This is a genomic window from Rossellomorea sedimentorum (assembly GCF_046237645.1).
GTDB classification, from domain to species: Bacteria; Bacillota; Bacilli; order Bacillales; family Bacillaceae_B; genus Rossellomorea; species Rossellomorea sedimentorum.
On the sequence record NZ_CP143546.1, the window covers coordinates 506,974 to 523,493 of the forward strand.

General features: G+C 43.3%; 12 protein-coding genes. 11 read left to right on the top strand and 1 reads right to left on the bottom strand.

Annotated features, from left to right (window positions below):
* Positions 1-17 precede the first annotated feature (17 nt).
* From aspA to V1502_RS02615, 6 genes are all read left to right on the top strand, one after another.
* Entirely contained in the window at positions 18-1,448 is a 1,431-nt protein-coding gene (aspA, locus tag V1502_RS02590; RefSeq protein ID WP_409252837.1) for an aspartate ammonia-lyase, read from the top strand.
* A gap of 1,175 nt (positions 1,449-2,623) precedes the next feature.
* The gene (locus V1502_RS02595; protein ID WP_409252838.1) at positions 2,624-2,878 is read left to right on the top strand and encodes a type B 50S ribosomal protein L31; all 255 of its coding nucleotides are present in this window, start codon (positions 2,624-2,626) and stop codon (positions 2,876-2,878) included.
* A gap of 25 nt (positions 2,879-2,903) precedes the next feature.
* Entirely contained in the window at positions 2,904-3,248 is a 345-nt protein-coding gene (locus V1502_RS02600; protein ID WP_409252839.1) for a hypothetical protein, read from the top strand.
* A 61-nt stretch (positions 3,249-3,309) separates the two neighbouring features.
* Positions 3,310-3,579, top strand: coding sequence for a 30S ribosomal protein S14 (gene rpsN, locus V1502_RS02605; protein WP_409252840.1), 270 nt, complete (start codon positions 3,310-3,312; stop codon positions 3,577-3,579).
* Between the two features lie 13 nt (positions 3,580-3,592).
* Complete coding sequence (locus tag V1502_RS02610) at positions 3,593-4,759, top strand: FAD/NAD(P)-binding protein (protein WP_409252841.1); 1,167 nt, start codon at positions 3,593-3,595, stop codon at positions 4,757-4,759.
* 18 nt (positions 4,760-4,777) lie between these two features.
* Positions 4,778-5,953, top strand: coding sequence for a GTP-binding protein (locus tag V1502_RS02615; protein WP_409252842.1), 1,176 nt, complete (start codon positions 4,778-4,780; stop codon positions 5,951-5,953).
* 131 nt (positions 5,954-6,084) lie between these two features.
* Here the strand turns inward: V1502_RS02615 and V1502_RS02620 are convergent, their stop codons facing one another.
* Positions 6,085-6,246, bottom strand: coding sequence for a hypothetical protein (locus tag V1502_RS02620; RefSeq protein ID WP_409252843.1), 162 nt, complete (start codon positions 6,244-6,246; stop codon positions 6,085-6,087).
* Between the two features lie 793 nt (positions 6,247-7,039).
* Between V1502_RS02620 and katG the strand changes: the two genes are divergently transcribed.
* The 5 genes from katG (at position 7,040) to hutU (ending at position 16,519) form a co-directional block, all read left to right on the top strand.
* Positions 7,040-9,220 (top strand): catalase/peroxidase HPI, encoded by a 2,181-nt coding sequence (gene katG / locus V1502_RS02625; protein WP_409252844.1) that lies wholly within the window; start codon positions 7,040-7,042, stop codon positions 9,218-9,220.
* 688 nt (positions 9,221-9,908) lie between these two features.
* A complete protein-coding gene (locus V1502_RS02630) occupies positions 9,909-11,393 on the top strand; it encodes a helix-turn-helix domain-containing protein (protein ID WP_409252845.1) in 1,485 nt (494 codons plus the stop codon).
* Between the two features lie 252 nt (positions 11,394-11,645).
* On the top strand, positions 11,646-13,226 hold the full coding sequence (locus tag V1502_RS02635) for a BCCT family transporter (RefSeq protein ID WP_409252846.1): 1,581 nt from the start codon (positions 11,646-11,648) through the stop codon (positions 13,224-13,226).
* A 6-nt stretch (positions 13,227-13,232) separates the two neighbouring features.
* Positions 13,233-14,792, top strand: coding sequence for a histidine ammonia-lyase (locus V1502_RS02640; protein ID WP_409252847.1), 1,560 nt, complete (start codon positions 13,233-13,235; stop codon positions 14,790-14,792).
* A 53-nt stretch (positions 14,793-14,845) separates the two neighbouring features.
* Entirely contained in the window at positions 14,846-16,519 is a 1,674-nt protein-coding gene (hutU, locus tag V1502_RS02645; protein ID WP_409252848.1) for a urocanate hydratase, read from the top strand.
* Position 16,520: the final 1 nt, after the last annotated feature.

Below are 16,520 nucleotides of genomic sequence, written 5' to 3' on the forward strand. Positions count from 1 at the left end.
AAAGGGGATACAACCAAATGTCAGTCACAGCGAACCACAGTCGAATTGAGAAAGACTTCTTGGGACCAAAGGAAGTACCTGAACATGCTTATTACGGCATTCAAACACTGCGTGCGGTGGAGAATTTCCCAATCACGGGCTACCGAATTCATCCGGAATTGATCAAGGCAATGGCGATGGTCAAAAAGGCTGCTGCCAAGGCGAACATGGATGTCGGAAGGCTTTATGAGGGTATTGCGGAAGCGATCATGGTAGCGGCAGATGAAATGATCCAAGGGAAGATGCATGATCAGGTCCTTGTCGACCCAATCCAGGGAGGCGCGGGGACTTCCTTCAATATGAACATCAATGAAATCCTGGCGAACCGTGCTCTTGAGCTCATGGGGAAAGAGAAGGGGTCTTACAGTCACTGCAGCCCGAACTCTCACGTCAACATGTCGCAGTCCACGAACGATGCGTTCCCGACGAGTATGCATATTGCGATTCTGAACCTGCTCGAGCAGCTAATCTCCACGATGGAGAACATGCATGAGGCATTCAGCTCTAAAGCACAGGAGTTCAGCCATGTCATCAAAATGGGCCGCACTCATCTTCAGGATGCCGTTCCAATCAGGCTCGGCCAGGAATTCGAAGCATACAGCCGAGTGATTGCAAGGGATATCAAACGTATCAAGCAGACGAGGGGGCACCTCTATGAATTGAACATGGGGGCAACGGCAGTAGGGACCGGCCTGAATGCGTTCCCGAAATATATCGAGCTTGTCGTGCCTTACCTTGCAGAAATCAGCGGCCTGCCGTTCAAAGGGGCCGAGCATCTTGTGGACGCTACGCAAAACACGGATGCTTACACAGAAGTGTCCAGCAGTTTGAAAATCTGCATGATCAACATGTCTAAGATTGCCAATGACCTCCGTTTGATGGCTTCAGGGCCAAGGGCAGGTCTGGGCGAGATTTCCCTGCCGGCGAGACAGCCGGGTTCTTCCATCATGCCGGGGAAAGTGAACCCTGTTATGCCGGAACTGATCAACCAGGTTTCCTTCCAGGTGATCGGGAACGACCAAACCATCTCGCTTGCGTCCGAAGCAGGGCAGTTTGATCTGAACGTTATGGAGCCGGTCCTGATTTTCAACCTGCTTCAATCCATCAGTATCATGAACAATGCTTTCGATTCGTTCACAGAGTACTGTGTAAAAGGCATTGAAGCAAATGAAGAGAGAATGAAGGAATATGTGGAGAAGAGTGTCGGCATCATCACGGCGGTCAATCCGCATATCGGCTATGAAGTCGCTTCAAGGATCGCAAGGGAAGCTATTTTGAACGGACAGCCGATTAGGGAGCTCTGCCTGAAGTATGATGTACTGACGGAAGAAGAGCTTGATTTGATTTTGAATCCTTATGAAATGACGGAACCGGGGATTGCCGGGGCTTCGTTGTTTGATAGGGAATAGTTGAGGTTGTGAAGTATAAAATATAGATGAATAGTGCTTGGAGGTCTACCAATGTTGGCTTGGAGACCTCCAAGCATTTTTTATTCCGAAGGTAGCGATTATACATGTGGTCAGCTGCCAAAATAAGGGGAGAAATTCCTCTTATTGAAGAAATAGCACAAAAATTAGAGTAAATAGAGGGAAGGATTCCCTTTATATACTCCAAAAGCATGAAAATGGACCATTATAATCTGCCTTAACGGGAAAAATTCCCCTTATATACCCCGAAGCTGGTCCAAATCCACTGGATAACGGGAAAAACTTCCCTTATTTTCACAATTGAAGGTTACTCAGTTGGGAAATTGTCTGCTTCACTTATCTGTCTCTAATAAAATCAATCCCCGTTAGGTTAATAAATTCGAAGATAGCAATTATACAAAGGTTCCCATGTAGTCAGCTGCCAAAATAAGGGGAGAAATTCCTCTTATTGAAGAAATAGCACAAAAAAAAGAGTAAATAGAGGGAAGGATTCCCTCTATTTACTCCAAAAGCATGAAAATGGACCATTATAATCTGCCTTAACGGGAAAAATTCCCCTTATATACCCCGAAGCTGGTCCAAATCCACTGGATAGCGGGAAAGACTCCCCTTATTTAAACAATGGAGGTTACTCACCATTAGGGGGGGAAATTGTCTGCTTCACTTATCTGTCTCTAATAAAATCAATCCCCGTTAGGTTAATAAATTCGAAGATAGCAATTATGCAAAGGTTCCGATGAAGTCAGCTGCCGAAATAAGGGGAGAAAATCCTCTTATTGAAGAAATAGCACAAAAAATAGAGCAAATAGAGGGAAGGATTCCCTCTATTTACTCCAAAAGCATGAAAATGGACCATTATAATCTGCCTTAACGGGAAAAATTCCCCTTATATACCCCGAAGCTGGTCCAAATCCACTGGATAGCGGGAAAGACTCCCCTTATTTAAACAAGGGAGGTTACTCACCATTAGGGTGGGAAATTGTCTGCTTCACTTATCTGTCTCTAATAAAATCAATCCCTGTTAGTTTAATCATCTCCGCATTTTTTGAATAAAAAGAATAACTTGCTTTCCCTATAAAATTCTGGTTAAATAACGTTAGATGAATTTTAAATCGTAAACGTTACGATTTAATTAAAATAATCAGGAGGGCATATAAATGAAAAAAGGAATTCACCCAAATTATCAAAAAGTTGTTTTTATGGACACGAACAGTGGATATAAGTTTCTCACCAGTTCAACCATGAGCTCCCCCGAAACCATCGAATGGGAAGATGGAAGCACCTATCCGCTGATCAAAGTAGAGGTAAGTTCAGATACACACCCATTTTATACGGGAGTACAGAAGTTTGCTGACCGCGGCGGCCGCGCAGACCGTTTCTTGAAAAAATACAACATGGAGCGCCCGAACTAATTTTTATAATCCAGGAGTGAAGCACATGAATGAACATTTAATGGAGATTTTGGCAAGAGATGTAGTTGCGGGTCTCCCACCGTATAAGAGAGAGGTCTATCAATATGTTGTCGGGATTGAAGATGAACTGGCATCAAGATCTGAAACTTCCGAACAGTTCATGTCGCTTCTGGTCAAGCATACACCGCACAAGCAGGCAGCGGCTCACTTCAATATGACATACGGGCAGCTTATGAAGCTTATGCGGGAAATCGAAACGGAGATAGATGCAAAGTTAAAAAAGAAATTGAAACAGGTTCAATGGATTGACTATACTGAGCAATTGAAATCCGGGACTAAAAGGAAAATGGAATTTCTATTACTCATATAAAATTTTTTACACCTTAAATCGTAATGATTACGAAATAAACTTCTAGAAAGGAAGAGAACACATGGCTAAGAAATCAAAAGTCGCTAAAGAAAGAAAACGCCAGGAGATTGTAGAACGCTACGCAGAGTTAAGATGGGAACTCAAAGAAAAGGGAGACTATGAAGCACTGAAAAAACTTCCAAGAGATTCTTCTCCGACACGCTTGAAGAATCGCTGTGAAATCACAGGCCGGCCGCGCGGCTATCTGCGCAAATTCAAGATGTCCCGGATAGCTTTCAGGGAGCTTGCACATAAAGGGCAGATTCCCGGAGTCAAGAAGTCCAGCTGGTAGAGGCAGCATTACCATGTACGATTGGATCATAATTGGCGGCGGGATTCACGGGTGCACAGTTGCAGCTTACCTGTTAAAAAGCGGGAGGACCAGCATAGATAATATCCGGATTATCGACCCGCATGATGGGCCTCTCCACAACTGGAAACGTAATACGGATAGGATTGGAATGCAATATTTACGTTCTCCATTTGTCCATCATCTTGACCTGAATCCTTTCAGCTTGCAGAAAGCAGCGAAATCGAAAAGTTCCAAAGACTTTTATGGCCGTTATAAACGTCCGTCGCTTTCTTTGTTTAATGAGCACAGTGAAGCGGTGCTGCACGAAACGCAGCTTGAACAGGCCTGGATAAAAGGCCGTGCAGAAGATGTAGTAAAAGACAAGGAAACGTGGAGGGTACATACAGAAGCAGGTCGGACAATCAATGGAAGAAACCTTGTGATCTCCATAAGCCTCAGCGAACAGTTGAACATCCCTGAGTGGGCAGCAAAACTGCAAACGGAGTCTGAACATTCTATCCATCATATTTTTGATCCAGTATTGCCGGAGATGGTCAGCGAATCCATGCCGCTGGTTGTAGTAGGCGGAGGCATAACTGCAGCACATACAAGTATCAAGCTCAGCAGGCTTTTTCCAGGGAAGGTCACCCTCCTGAAGAGGCATCCATTTCGGGTCCATGATTTTGACAGCAATCCAGGATGGCTCGGACCAAAGAATATGGACTCCTTTCTGCAGTTAAAAAGCTATGAAGAGCGAAGAGCGGCGATTCAGAACGCCAGACACAGAGGCTCCATCACCTCTGAACTTCATGCAAGGCTTGCAAAGCTGACCAGGGAGGGTTCATTAACGATTGCAGATGGAGGAGTGGTCTCTGCAGAATCGGACCTTCAGGGAACCTCGCTGCTCCTCGACACCGATGTCAGGATCAAAGCCAAGTCAATTATTCTGGCAACGGGTTTCACCCCGATGATGCCGCAGCAGGAATGGCTGCAGAAACTCATTAAGCGGGAAAAACTGAAATGTGCCACCTGCGGCTATCCCGTCGTGGAGCCTTCATTAGAATGGTGCCCGCACCTCTATGTGACAGGCCCTCTGGCAGAACTGGAAATCGGACCGGTATCCAGAAATATTGCCGGAGCTCGGAAGGCTGCTGAAAGAATTGTTTTAAATAGAATGTGAAAAAGGGAGAGGCAGGAAATGAGAAAAAGAGTGCCTGTAACAGTATTAAGCGGATATTTAGGGTCAGGAAAAACCACCTTATTGAATCATATTTTAGCCAATAAGGAAGATAGAAAAATCGCTGTCATTGTGAACGACATGAGTGAAGTGAACATTGATGCATCCCTCATCAAACAAGGAGGATTCTCACGAACGGAAGAGAAGATGGTAGAGCTTCAAAATGGCTGTATCTGCTGTACCTTGCGTGAGGACCTAATGATTGAGGTGGAAAGGCTGGTGAAAAAGGGGGATATCGACTATATCGTCATTGAATCGACCGGCATTTCAGAACCTATTCCGGTAGCACAGACGTTCACCTACATAGATGAAGAGCTGGGAATCAATTTATCCGAACATTGCAGACTGGATGCAATGGTGACCGTGGTTGACGGAAACCGTTTTTGGCATGACTTTTCATCAGGAGAGAGCCTCCTTGACAGAAAACAAGGAGCGGGGGAGGACGATGACAGGGAAGTAGTAGACCTGTTAATTGATCAAATAGAATTTGCGGATATCATTCTGTTAAATAAAACAGATTTGATCAGTAACGAAACACGCGATGAATTGCATGCAGTTCTGCAGAAGCTTAACCCGGAAGCGAAGATCATCGATACTGTGCAATCCAGGGTGGAATTGAACAGGATATTGGATACTAATCTTTTTGATTTTGAAAAAGCCAGCCAGGCAGCGGGCTGGATCAAAGAGCTAAACGAAGAGCATATCCCGGAAACAGAAGAATACGGTATCACTTCTTTCGTTTATAGAAGAAGAAAGCCATTTCATCCGGAAAGATGGGAAGAGTGGCTGGAAAAATGGCCGGAAGAGATTGTCCGGGCGAAAGGGTTTTTCTGGCTTTCAGCACGCAATGACACAGCCGGATTGTTATCACAGGCCGGCACTTCTATCGTATTGCAGTCAGCAGGAAAATGGATCGCTTCCTATCCTGAATCAGAGAGGGAAGAAATCTTGAGACAGGAACCTGAATTGCTGGACAGGTGGGATGCAACCTGGGGTGACCGCATGACAGAAATCGTATTTATCGGCATTGGCATGAATCGCCCGTCCATTGAGAGTAGTTTGGATGAATGCCTGCTGACAGATGAAGAAATGACGAAAGACTGGTCCATGTTAGAGGATGGACTTCCTGTTTTTTAATCTTATAAAAGCAATGCATAGAGAATAAAAGTAAACTCAACGAAAAACACCTCAAGGCTAAAGGAGGTGTTTTCGTGTTTGTATTCGACATATTTCGGGTGGTGCCTGGGGCAAAGCACAACAGTGGTTGGTCACCTCTTTTCCTCCTTAACAGATAAAATCTCAACCTCAGCTCCATATTCTTTCCGAATGGTTTTTCTTGCTTCTATAGTTGTACGGGCCGTAACTGATTTAGTTTGTATACCTTCCTTTAATTCCACTTCAACCAGAAAGCATTTAGCGCCGCATCTCATGGGAAATCCCTCATTTCACTTTGGTTTTATGTTCCTTATACCTCGTTGATTTTAATTCATTGTAAGCGAAAAGGGGTGAAAGTTGATCGGATAGATATCCTCCATCCGTTAGCACACCCTAAGCGGCTACTATGCTGCCAGGAGTATCATGAAGGAGCATTGATTTATAGCTCCTTCTCTTCATATATCTTCAAATCGTAAGCTGGGCGCATTCAGCTAGTTCCCGTGCGCATCCCTGCGTATATATCTATATTCCGTGCGCAAGCCTCTTTCTCCCATGCAAACCACTTGTTTCTCCCCCTGATGATGTCATCAAGAAAGTTTGTCCAGCCATTTAGAATAAATTGAAACAAGTAATCATAAACACTATCGGCTTTGTAATAGTAATAGTGTAGAAGTGGTATGTCCTGTTATAGGTTTTTCAAAAAAAGTATTTTTAAAATAGAGCCACAGTCTCGATTGGAGCGGAAGGCGTGAGACCTCCTGCGGGACTAGCGTGACAGGTGAGACCCCGCAGGCGAAGCCGAGGAGGCTCACCGCACGCCCCGCGGAGTCGCACGCCTGGAGCGGAAATCGATAACCTCAGCCAATTGAAAATTGACAACTGTGCAATATGGCGCCCTTTTTATACACTTTTTCACTTGATACAGTTTATTTTTTAATAATTATTATAAATTAGTATTGACTTTCAACTGATAGGTGTTATCATTTATTTGTAATTAACTTTAATAAGCTTATTCATAAGCTAGTCATATTATTTGCTACTTATTTTATATGAAGAGGGGAAATGAATATGGATACTAAAAATAACAACACTGGCGGATGCCCGTTTCATCACGGAAGCATGACCAGCCATAATTCAGTCGGCACAACGAATAAAGATTGGTGGCCGAATCAATTAAACTTAAACATTTTACATCAGCATGATAAAAAGACGAACCCTATGGGGGAAGACTTTGACTATAGAGAAGAATTCAAGAAATTAGATTACGATGCTCTTAAGCAGGATCTTAGAGATTTAATGACGGACAGCCAGGATTGGTGGCCTGCTGATTACGGTCATTATGGACCATTTTTCATCCGTATGTCTTGGCACGCTGCGGGTACATACCGTACAGCGGACGGGCGCGGCGGCGGTGGAACCGGTGCACAGCGTTTCGCGCCACTGAACAGCTGGGCGGATAACGGAAACCTTGATAAAGCGCGTCGTCTGCTATGGCCGATCAAGCAAAAGTATGGAAACAAAATTTCCTGGGCAGACTTATTGCTTCTGACTGGTAACGTTGCGATTGAGTCCATGGGCGGCAAGACATTTGGTTTCGGAGGCGGACGTGCTGATATCTGGCACCCGGAAGAAGACATTTACTGGGGTTCTGAAAAAGAAATGCTTGGTGACAACCGTTATTCAGGTGATCGCGAGCTTGAAAATCCACTTGCTGCGGTTCAGATGGGTCTTATCTATGTAAATCCTGAAGGACCAAACGGCAATCCGGATCCGCTTGCAAGTGCCCGCGACATCCGCGAAACATTTGCTCGTATGGGCATGAACGATGAAGAAACCGTTGCCCTGACAGCTGGCGGACATACATTTGGTAAAGCCCACGGTGCTGGAGATCCTTCTCACGTTGGTGCTGATCCTGAGGCTGGCGCTATTGAAGCACAAGGCTTCGGCTGGGCAAGCACTCATGGTTCAGGCAAAGGCCGCGACACTATCACAAGTGGTATTGAAGGGGCTTGGACAGCTAACCCGACACAGTGGGACAATGGTTACTTCGATCTGCTGTTTGGCTATGAGTGGGAGTTGACGAAGAGTCCTGCAGGCGCACATCAATGGGCTCCTGTGAATCCTAAAGAGGAAGACCTTGCACCGGATGCAGAAGATGCTGCACAACGTGTTCCGACGATGATGACGACTGCCGATATGGCGATGCGTATGGATCCGACATATGAAAAAATCTCCCGCCGTTTCCACGAGAATCCGGAAGAGTTTGCAGATGCGTTTGCCCGTGCCTGGTTTAAACTTCTTCACCGTGACATGGGGCCGGTTTCAAGATATCTAGGTCCAGAAGTTCCGGAAGAGGAGCTTATCTGGCAAGACCCTGTACCAACAGTTGATTACGAATTGACTGAGGAAGAAGTAGAAAAAATCAAAGTGATGATTCTCGATTCAGGACTTACAATCGGTGAGCTCGTTACGACTGCTTGGGCTTCAGCAAGTACTTTCCGCGGTTCTGATATGCGCGGCGGTGCTAATGGCTCCCGCATCCGTCTTGCTCCTCAGAAAGATTGGGAAGTCAACCAGCCTGAGCAGCTTGCGAAAGTACTGAATGTATTGGAAGACATCCAAAGTCACCTGGATAAAAAAGTCAGCCTTGCCGACTTGATCGTACTTGGCGGAAGTGCGGCAGTAGAAAAAGCGGCCAAAGATGCAGGCTTTGATGTAACGGTTCCGTTCACTCCTGGACGCGGTGATGCAACAGAAGAGCAAACAGATGTGGAAAGCTTTGAGGTACTGGAACCAATAGCTGATGGTTTCCGCAACTATCAAAAGAAACCGTACAGCGTAAGTCCTGAAGAGCTTCTGGTAGACAAAGCGCAATTACTGAATCTTACGGCACCGCAAATGACTGTGCTTGTCGGTGGTATGCGTGTCCTTGGCACGAACCATGGCGGCAGCCAGCATGGAGTGTTCACTGACAACGTAGGTACACTTACAAACGACTTCTTTGTCAACCTGCTTGACATGGGAGTAGAGTGGAAGCCAGTGGACGGAAAAGTCTACGAAGGACGTGACCGCAAAACGGGCAAAGTCGTGAGAACCGCGACTCGAGTCGACCTCGTATTTGGTTCAAACTCCGTCCTGCGTGCTATTGCCGAAGTATATGCTCAGGATGATAACAAAGAAAAGTTTGTACGTGACTTTGTGGATGCCTGGGTGAAGGTAATGAATGCAGATCGTTTTGACCTAAAATAACTGATAATCGTTGTACAGGAAGAGGGAAAAGGTGTGATACCTAAGAAACGCTTATGTGCCAAATGCCAGGCACCAATAAAAACGCTTAAGCACAGTATCATTTGCGATTGTGGAAGCAGAATCACCGTTAAATAGATTATAACCGGACGAGGGGTGTGCCTTCCACTACTTCTCCTCCGGTGCAGCGACTAGTTTGGTATTTGAATAGATACATGTTTAAAGATCCCTTCACAAAATAGGAGGGATCTTTTTTCTTTATTGGTCTGTGTTGCCTATAAACATATATTTGATAATGTTTTGCAGGAACAGGCTACTTGTCCCAAATAACAAATACAGCGATCCCGAATGCTAGAATTTGTAGAGAGTTAATAACGATGGTAGTAGGCTCAGTCAAAAGTCTGCTTTTTTCTTTAGCTTTAAAGAAAGCGCGGTTATGCTCAAGAGCTGAACATAAATAAGTTGGAGATTCAGAAAGTAGCATTTTGTAGCATCTTATAACTCATGTGAAAGAGTAATGGGTTGTTATTGTAATTTTCGCACTATTAATTCACTTTACCACTTACTCCCAATGGTGGTTGGTAGTATACTTTATCTATCATATTTTTAGAGACGCATAGTTTATAAAAGATTAGAGAGAAATGTTTCTATTATTTTTGGGATTTCATAATACAGAGGGGATAGGTAGAAGATGAAAATACTGATAGCAGAGAGAGATAACAATGAACGAGTAGCTATTGAATGGCTTATTTCAACATACTCTATTCCAATAAGTAAGGTTATGGTTTCAAGAACGGCTAAGGAGACAATAGCGGTTATTGAAAAAGAGCTTCCAGAGATTCTGTACATTGAATTAGATATGATTCCGGCTGAGAATTGGCAGCACCTTCAAAGGTATATTAATAGTTTTTCACCAAAAATTCTAGCAGTTACAGCCGAAGCGACCTTTGAACGGGCTAAGCAGGCAATTGAATTAGGTAGTGTGGATTTGCTCGTCAAACCTCTGGACCCTGTGAAAATTAAGCAAAGCCTCCGTATAGCTCTATCACAAGTAGAACGCAGGGAAGTAATAGATGTCTTTTCTTCTCATAAGGATGAAGGCTATTCTTACCAATCCTTATTCTTAGATAATGAGCAAAACAATGGTGAGGTTGCATTGATGCTGTTACATACTGAAAACCACAAAAAATTAGTCGATTTACTTCAATTTCTAACTTATTTTCCATTTCGGGAACATCCGACAATTCTTCCGTTAACAGACATGGTCGTTTGTCTTTTCAGCAGTCCGACTCAACATATTAAAGAAGAGGCATGGAAAGTTTTGAGAGAATGGGAGGCATTAAATATTGAGCCTCTTGCTGCAGCCATTATTCCGCCGAATACTGAAATGCAATCTGTACATGAGATGTATCTGGCTGCTAAAAGGCTGACGGATATGACTTTTTTTCTAGGCTATCGTCAAGTCATATTACCAAAAGATGCATACGAATCCTGGCATGAAATGGATCCGTTTTTAACCTCAGCGGAACAGAGGGAGTGGGTGGATATGCTGAGTGGATTTGATAAACAAAAAATAAAAGAGTGGATGCACCAGGAATTCTTACATATGGAAACCCCCTTCCCTAATCCTGAAACACTACGAACAAGGCTGACAAGTATCCTTGCACAGGTAAGACGTTTTATGAAAACGTATCAGCTGGATCGAGGTGAAATGGAGGAATACTACATGAAGATTTTTGCGGAAATTTTGTACAATCGTGTCTTATACCGAATTGTACAGGAAATGCTTCTATTCCTTTATGACTTATTGGACCGTTCAAAGTTGGGGGAAGTGTACTCTAAAAAAGACGTTATTGAAAAAGGGCTCCTTTATATAGAGAAGCATTATACAAACCCTGACTTATCGTTGGAGAAAGTAGCTGAAGCGGTAGGAAGAAGTACATCCTATTATAGCCATTTACTTATGAAGAAGCGGGGAATGTCGTTCCGGCAACTTTTAGCAAATAAACGCATCAAGGAAGCTAAACAGCTTCTCCATGCCTCTGAACTGCCGATTAAACAAGTTGCGTTTAAAGTAGGATTCCGTAATCCCAGCTATTTTACTCGGCTCTTTAAAGAAGTAACTTCTATGTCCCCTAGAGAGTATCGGTTATATATAAAAGGAGATATGGAATAGGGATGAATTTTTTATATATAAATCTAAAAATATTATAAAAATCGTAAATAATTATAAAAAAATAAATCGGAAAATAACTAGGAACTTTCTATTTCAAAAAAAATTATCTAAATTCGAAAATTAATCATCTATTTTTACAGAAAATTACCCTATATAATTTTCAGTATATTTAGAATTTTTATTAGAGTATTGCTCATCTCTAATGGCTCACCTGGCTTTAATTTAAAATAATATTTGAAGGGGGAATTTAACATGTCATTGGCTACAGAAAGAGAAAAGGCTCCAGAAATAGTTGGAGACAAAAAACAGCAAACACGTTTATCCGTATTTTTACCGTCATTTCTTGTTGTTGGGGGAGGAGCAGTCTTAGGGATTGTTAATAATCAATTGTTGGCTGATATTTCTATGAATGGATTTATAGGATCCTTACGAGGGTTGGGGTGGCTTTATCAGATTATTTCAATAGTGGCATTGGCGACTGTAATAATGATAACGTTTTCAAAATTAGGTAATGTCCGTTTAGGTGGGGCGGAAGCAAAGCCTAAATATCCGTTTTTTGCCTGGTTTGCTATGGCTCTTACTGGAGGAATCGCTACTGGAGTCATCACTTACGGGGTAAATGAACCTATTATCTATTTCGGTAACATATATGGGGAAATGGCAAATACAGGCGTAGAGCCTGGTACTTCTTCGGCAGCGATTTATGCAATGGGACGCTCCTTTTACAATTGGACATTTATACCGTATGCAATGTATTCACTATGCGGATTAGTAGTAGCATATATGTACTTTAATCGTAAGCAGCCTTTGTCTGTTACAGGGACGTTAACTCCTTTGTTTGGCAGCAAAATTACAAAGGGAATCTGGCCAGGAATTATCGACACCTTAGCTATTTTAGCGATTGCACTTGGATTGGCTTCATCTCTAGGAGCAGGGTTGGCATTAGTGGGGTCTGGTATAGAAACCTTTTATGGGATTAATCAAGGACCTGCCGTATGGTTAATTCTGGTATGTGTGATTACTGGGTTGTTTACACTGTCAGCCTTAAAAGGGTTAGACAAAGGGATTAGAAGGATGTCAAGTATAAATGCAAAGGTGTTTTATATCCTTTTGATTGCATTAATTATTATCGGTCCTACCTTATATATTTTACAATCGACAACTGCAGGTTTTGCTCAATGGCTGCAGAACTTCTGGGGATGGGGACTTGACCCAGGAATTATTGGTGGAGAAGCTCTCGTAATGTGGTGGACACTATATGACTGGGCCATTTGGATTGCCTATGCACCACTAATGGGGATATTCCTGGCGATTATCTCTTATGGTAGGACGATTCGTCAGTTTATGGTAATCAACTGGATCTTGCCAGCTGTATTCAGTATTGTGTGGTTCGGTGTTTTTGGCGGAACGGCATTGCATTGGCAGCAAAATAATACGGTAGACTTGGTATCAACAATACAAGAAAGTGGAGCGGTGGCTGGTTTATGGGCTTTCCTAGCTAACTTACCTCTCGCGGTAATTATTATTCCTGTTGTGATGATTGCTTTAATCCTTTCGTTCGCTACGGCTGCAGATTCAATGGTTCGTGCAATTGCTACGTTATGTTCAGTGAATATTCGTTATGACGAGGAACCTGCTAAATGGAAAATGCTTATCTGGGCGATTTCTATTGCTGTCATAGCATTTGTAATGGTGGCTTTTGCTGGAGGAGTACAAGGGGTTGATGGAGTGAAATATCTTGCTGCTTTAGGTGGTTCCGCTGTTCTCTTTGTCTTTGTCCTGCAAGTAGTTTCAGCAGTCAAGATGTTCTTCTTCGACAAGATCGAAGAGTAGCCTTAAATGGAAAAGAGGGAAATTAATATGGCGGTTCAACAAAAGAAAAATATAGCTTTAGGTAATGCACTGACATTAGATTCATTTGTCTCCATTGCGCGTTATGGTGCTCGAGTAGATTTTTCAGATTCTTACCGCCAGCGTGTAGAAAGATCGAGTCAATTAGTAAATAGGTGGATTGATGAAGAATGGGTCATGTACGGAGTCAATACAGGGTTCGGGGCCCTCTCGACAAAGGTTATATCAGCGGATCAGACAGCACTGCTTCAAAAAAATATTCTTTTATCGCATGCAACTTCTGTTGGTGAACCACTAAAAGAAGAAGCTGTAAGAGCAATCATGTTAATGGTTCTGCAAAATTTAGGACAGGGGTATTCAGGTGTCCAGCTTAAGACTTTGGAAATGTATCGGCAATGTTTGAATCAAGGAGTAGTCCCTTTTGCCCCTGGTGAAGGCTCTGTCGGATATTTAAGTGTGGAAGCACATATAGCATTAGTGATGATAGGGGAAGGAAAAGCCTATTTTGATGGTGAGCTGTTACCTTCAAGAGAAGCTCTTCTCAGGGCAGGATTGGAACCGATTGAACTTGCTGCAAAGGAAGGCTTAGCTTTAATAAGTGGAACAACAAGCCCTACAGCCCTTGGAGCACTTGCACTATACGATATGTTAAAAGCTGTTAAGGCTGCCGATATCATAGGTGCAATGGCTTTAGAAGTATTGCGTGGTACAACACGGGCCTTTGAGGATCGATTGATGAGAGTCCGTCCGCATGAGCATCAAAGAAACACAGCTGAAAATGTTAGAAAGATTCTGGAAGATTCCGAGATAGCGAAACAGTCTATTGATTATCGCTTGCAGGATGCATTGTCTTTACGAGCGATTCCCCAGCTTCAGGGAGCAGCTAAAAAAACGCTATATGATGCGTTGGAGACTATTGAGATTGAAATGAATGCATGTTGTGACAACCCAATATTATGGCCTGATGAAGAGGATGGCGGTGCAATTTCGGGGAGCAATTGCGACTCCTCCTATGTAGGGATCGAGTTAGATTCTGCATGTATCTCGGCGACGGCAGTAGCGAAGATGTCTGAAAGGAGAAACTCACGTCTTATAAATTCCCGTCTTTCAGGTTACCCGTCGTTCCTTGTTCAAAATGCTGGTCTGAACTCAGGACTAATGATCCCGCAGTATACCCAGGCAGGCTTATTAAATGAGATGAAGCTTTTATCTCACCCTGCAACGGTCGATAGCATCCCTACTTGTGCCGATCAGGAGGATTATGTAGGGATGGGATACAATTCAGCTAAAAAGGCTCGAGAAGCAGCGGGGAAACTGGAATATATATTAGCCATAGAGCTGTTATCTATTTACAATGCCCATCAATTTGTAGAAAAAGAGTGGAGTCCCGGCTCAGCTTCCAAAGCTGTTTTGGATAAGATTGCAGAAACTATACCAAGATTGACAGAAGATAAATATCTTTATCCATACATTGAAATGTTGAAAGATCTCATTCATACAGGCGAGCTGATTTCTATAGTAGAAGAAAAAGTCGGAAAGCTCTTCTGAACCTATTAATCTATAAAAAATCTTAGTTGTATATATTAAAGGAGGCCATCCAGATGGAACAAACTAAAACACAGAAAGTTATCCAATATCGTGGAACGGAATTAAATACAAAAGGCTGGTTACAGGAAGCTGCACTTCGTATGCTAATGAATAATCTGGATCCTGAAGTTGCGGAGAAGCCGGAAGATTTAGTTGTGTATGGGGGGATTGGAAAAGCGGCAAGAAATTGGGATTGTTTTGATGCCATTGTAAAATCGCTGAAAGAGTTGGAAAGCGATGAAACATTATTGGTTCAATCAGGGAAACCTGTAGCCGTTTTCAAGTCACATCCAGATGCTCCGCGCGTCCTTATTGCGAACTCCAACATTGTTCCTGCTTATGCGAATTGGGAGACCTTCCATGAGTTGGACAAAAAAGGGCTTATGATGTATGGGCAGATGACTGCGGGAAGCTGGATTTATATTGGGTCCCAAGGAATTGTACAAGGTACTTATGAGACTTTTGCAGAGATTGGGAAACAGCATTTTGGAGGTACATTGAAAAATACAATTACATTAACCGCAGGACTTGGAGGGATGGGGGGAGCCCAGCCACTGGCTGTCACCATGAATGGTGGAGTATGTATTGGAATAGATGTGGACGAAAGCCGGGTCGACCGCCGTATTGAAACTCGTTATACAGATGTAAAAACAGCTTCATTGGATGAAGCAATCGAGATGGCTAAAGAAGCAAAGCTTGCGGGTAAGGCATTATCGATCGGGCTGATTGGAAACGCTGCCGATGTTCTTCCTGAGATGCTTGAGAAAGGCTTTCTGCCTGATATTGTTACAGACCAAACATCTGCCCATGATCCCTTAAACGGTTATGTTCCTTCAAAAATGTCCTTGGAGGAAGCGGCAAAATTGCGGGAAGCTGATCCAGAGGAATATGTAAAACAGTCTAAAGCCTCTATGGCAAAACATGTCCAGGCGATGCTCGAAATGATGGAAAAAGGAGCTGTCACTTTTGATTACGGAAATAACATCCGTCAGGTTGCTAAGGATGAAGGTGTAGAAGATGCCTTTGCCTTCCCGGGATTTGTTCCAGCTTATATCCGTCCTCAATTTTGTGAAGGAAAAGGACCGTTTAGATGGGTTGCACTCTCTGGAGATCCAGAAGATATTTATAAATTAGACGATGTTATTTTACGTGAATTTAGTGATAACAATCACTTATGTAACTGGATTCAGATGGCAAAAGAAAAAATTCAATTCCAAGGGCTTCCTTCAAGGATCTGTTGGCTTGGATACGGAGAAAGAGCACGTTTTGGAAAGATCATTAATGAAATGGTAGCCAATGGAGAGTTAAAAGCACCAGTCGTTATCGGGCGCGATCACCTAGATTCTGGATCTGTAGCCTCTCCTAACAGAGAAACGGAAGCAATGAAGGATGGTTCTGATGTAGTGGCGGACTGGCCAATATTGAATGCAATGATAAACGCAGTCGGCGGTGCCACATGGGTGTCCCTGCATCATGGTGGTGGAGTGGGTATGGGTTATTCCATGCACTCAGGAATTGTCATTGTTGCAGATGGAACAAAGGAAGCAGCAGAAAGAATCGAACGTGTTCTCACAACCGATCCGGGTATGGGAGTTGTACGCCATGTGGATGCAGGTTATGAACTGGCAAAGAAGACTGCTCGTGAAAGAGGAGTAAAGATTCCGATGTTAGAAATGGAGACTGAATAAG

What these genes read in the sequence shown, in the direction of transcription:
- V1502_RS02600 (WP_409252839.1), top strand. Translation starts at nt 2,904, where the DNA reads ATGAATGAACATTTAATGGAGATTTTGGCAAGAGATGTAGTTGCGGGT.
- V1502_RS02595 (WP_409252838.1), top strand. Translation starts at nt 2,624, where the DNA reads ATGAAAAAAGGAATTCACCCAAATTATCAAAAAGTTGTTTTTATGGAC.
- V1502_RS02630 (WP_409252845.1), top strand. Translation starts at nt 9,909, where the DNA reads ATGAAAATACTGATAGCAGAGAGAGATAACAATGAACGAGTAGCTATT.
- V1502_RS02635 (WP_409252846.1), top strand. Translation starts at nt 11,646, where the DNA reads ATGTCATTGGCTACAGAAAGAGAAAAGGCTCCAGAAATAGTTGGAGAC.
- V1502_RS02610 (WP_409252841.1), top strand. Translation starts at nt 3,593, where the DNA reads ATGTACGATTGGATCATAATTGGCGGCGGGATTCACGGGTGCACAGTT.
- V1502_RS02615 (WP_409252842.1), top strand. Translation starts at nt 4,778, where the DNA reads ATGAGAAAAAGAGTGCCTGTAACAGTATTAAGCGGATATTTAGGGTCA.
- katG (WP_409252844.1), top strand. Translation starts at nt 7,040, where the DNA reads ATGGATACTAAAAATAACAACACTGGCGGATGCCCGTTTCATCACGGA.
- rpsN (WP_409252840.1), top strand. Translation starts at nt 3,310, where the DNA reads ATGGCTAAGAAATCAAAAGTCGCTAAAGAAAGAAAACGCCAGGAGATT.
- V1502_RS02640 (WP_409252847.1), top strand. Translation starts at nt 13,233, where the DNA reads ATGGAAAAGAGGGAAATTAATATGGCGGTTCAACAAAAGAAAAATATA.
- hutU (WP_409252848.1), top strand. Translation starts at nt 14,846, where the DNA reads ATGGAACAAACTAAAACACAGAAAGTTATCCAATATCGTGGAACGGAA.
- V1502_RS02620 (WP_409252843.1), bottom strand. Translation starts at nt 6,246, where the DNA reads ATGAGATGCGGCGCTAAATGCTTTCTGGTTGAAGTGGAATTAAAGGAA.
- aspA (WP_409252837.1), top strand. Translation starts at nt 18, where the DNA reads ATGTCAGTCACAGCGAACCACAGTCGAATTGAGAAAGACTTCTTGGGA.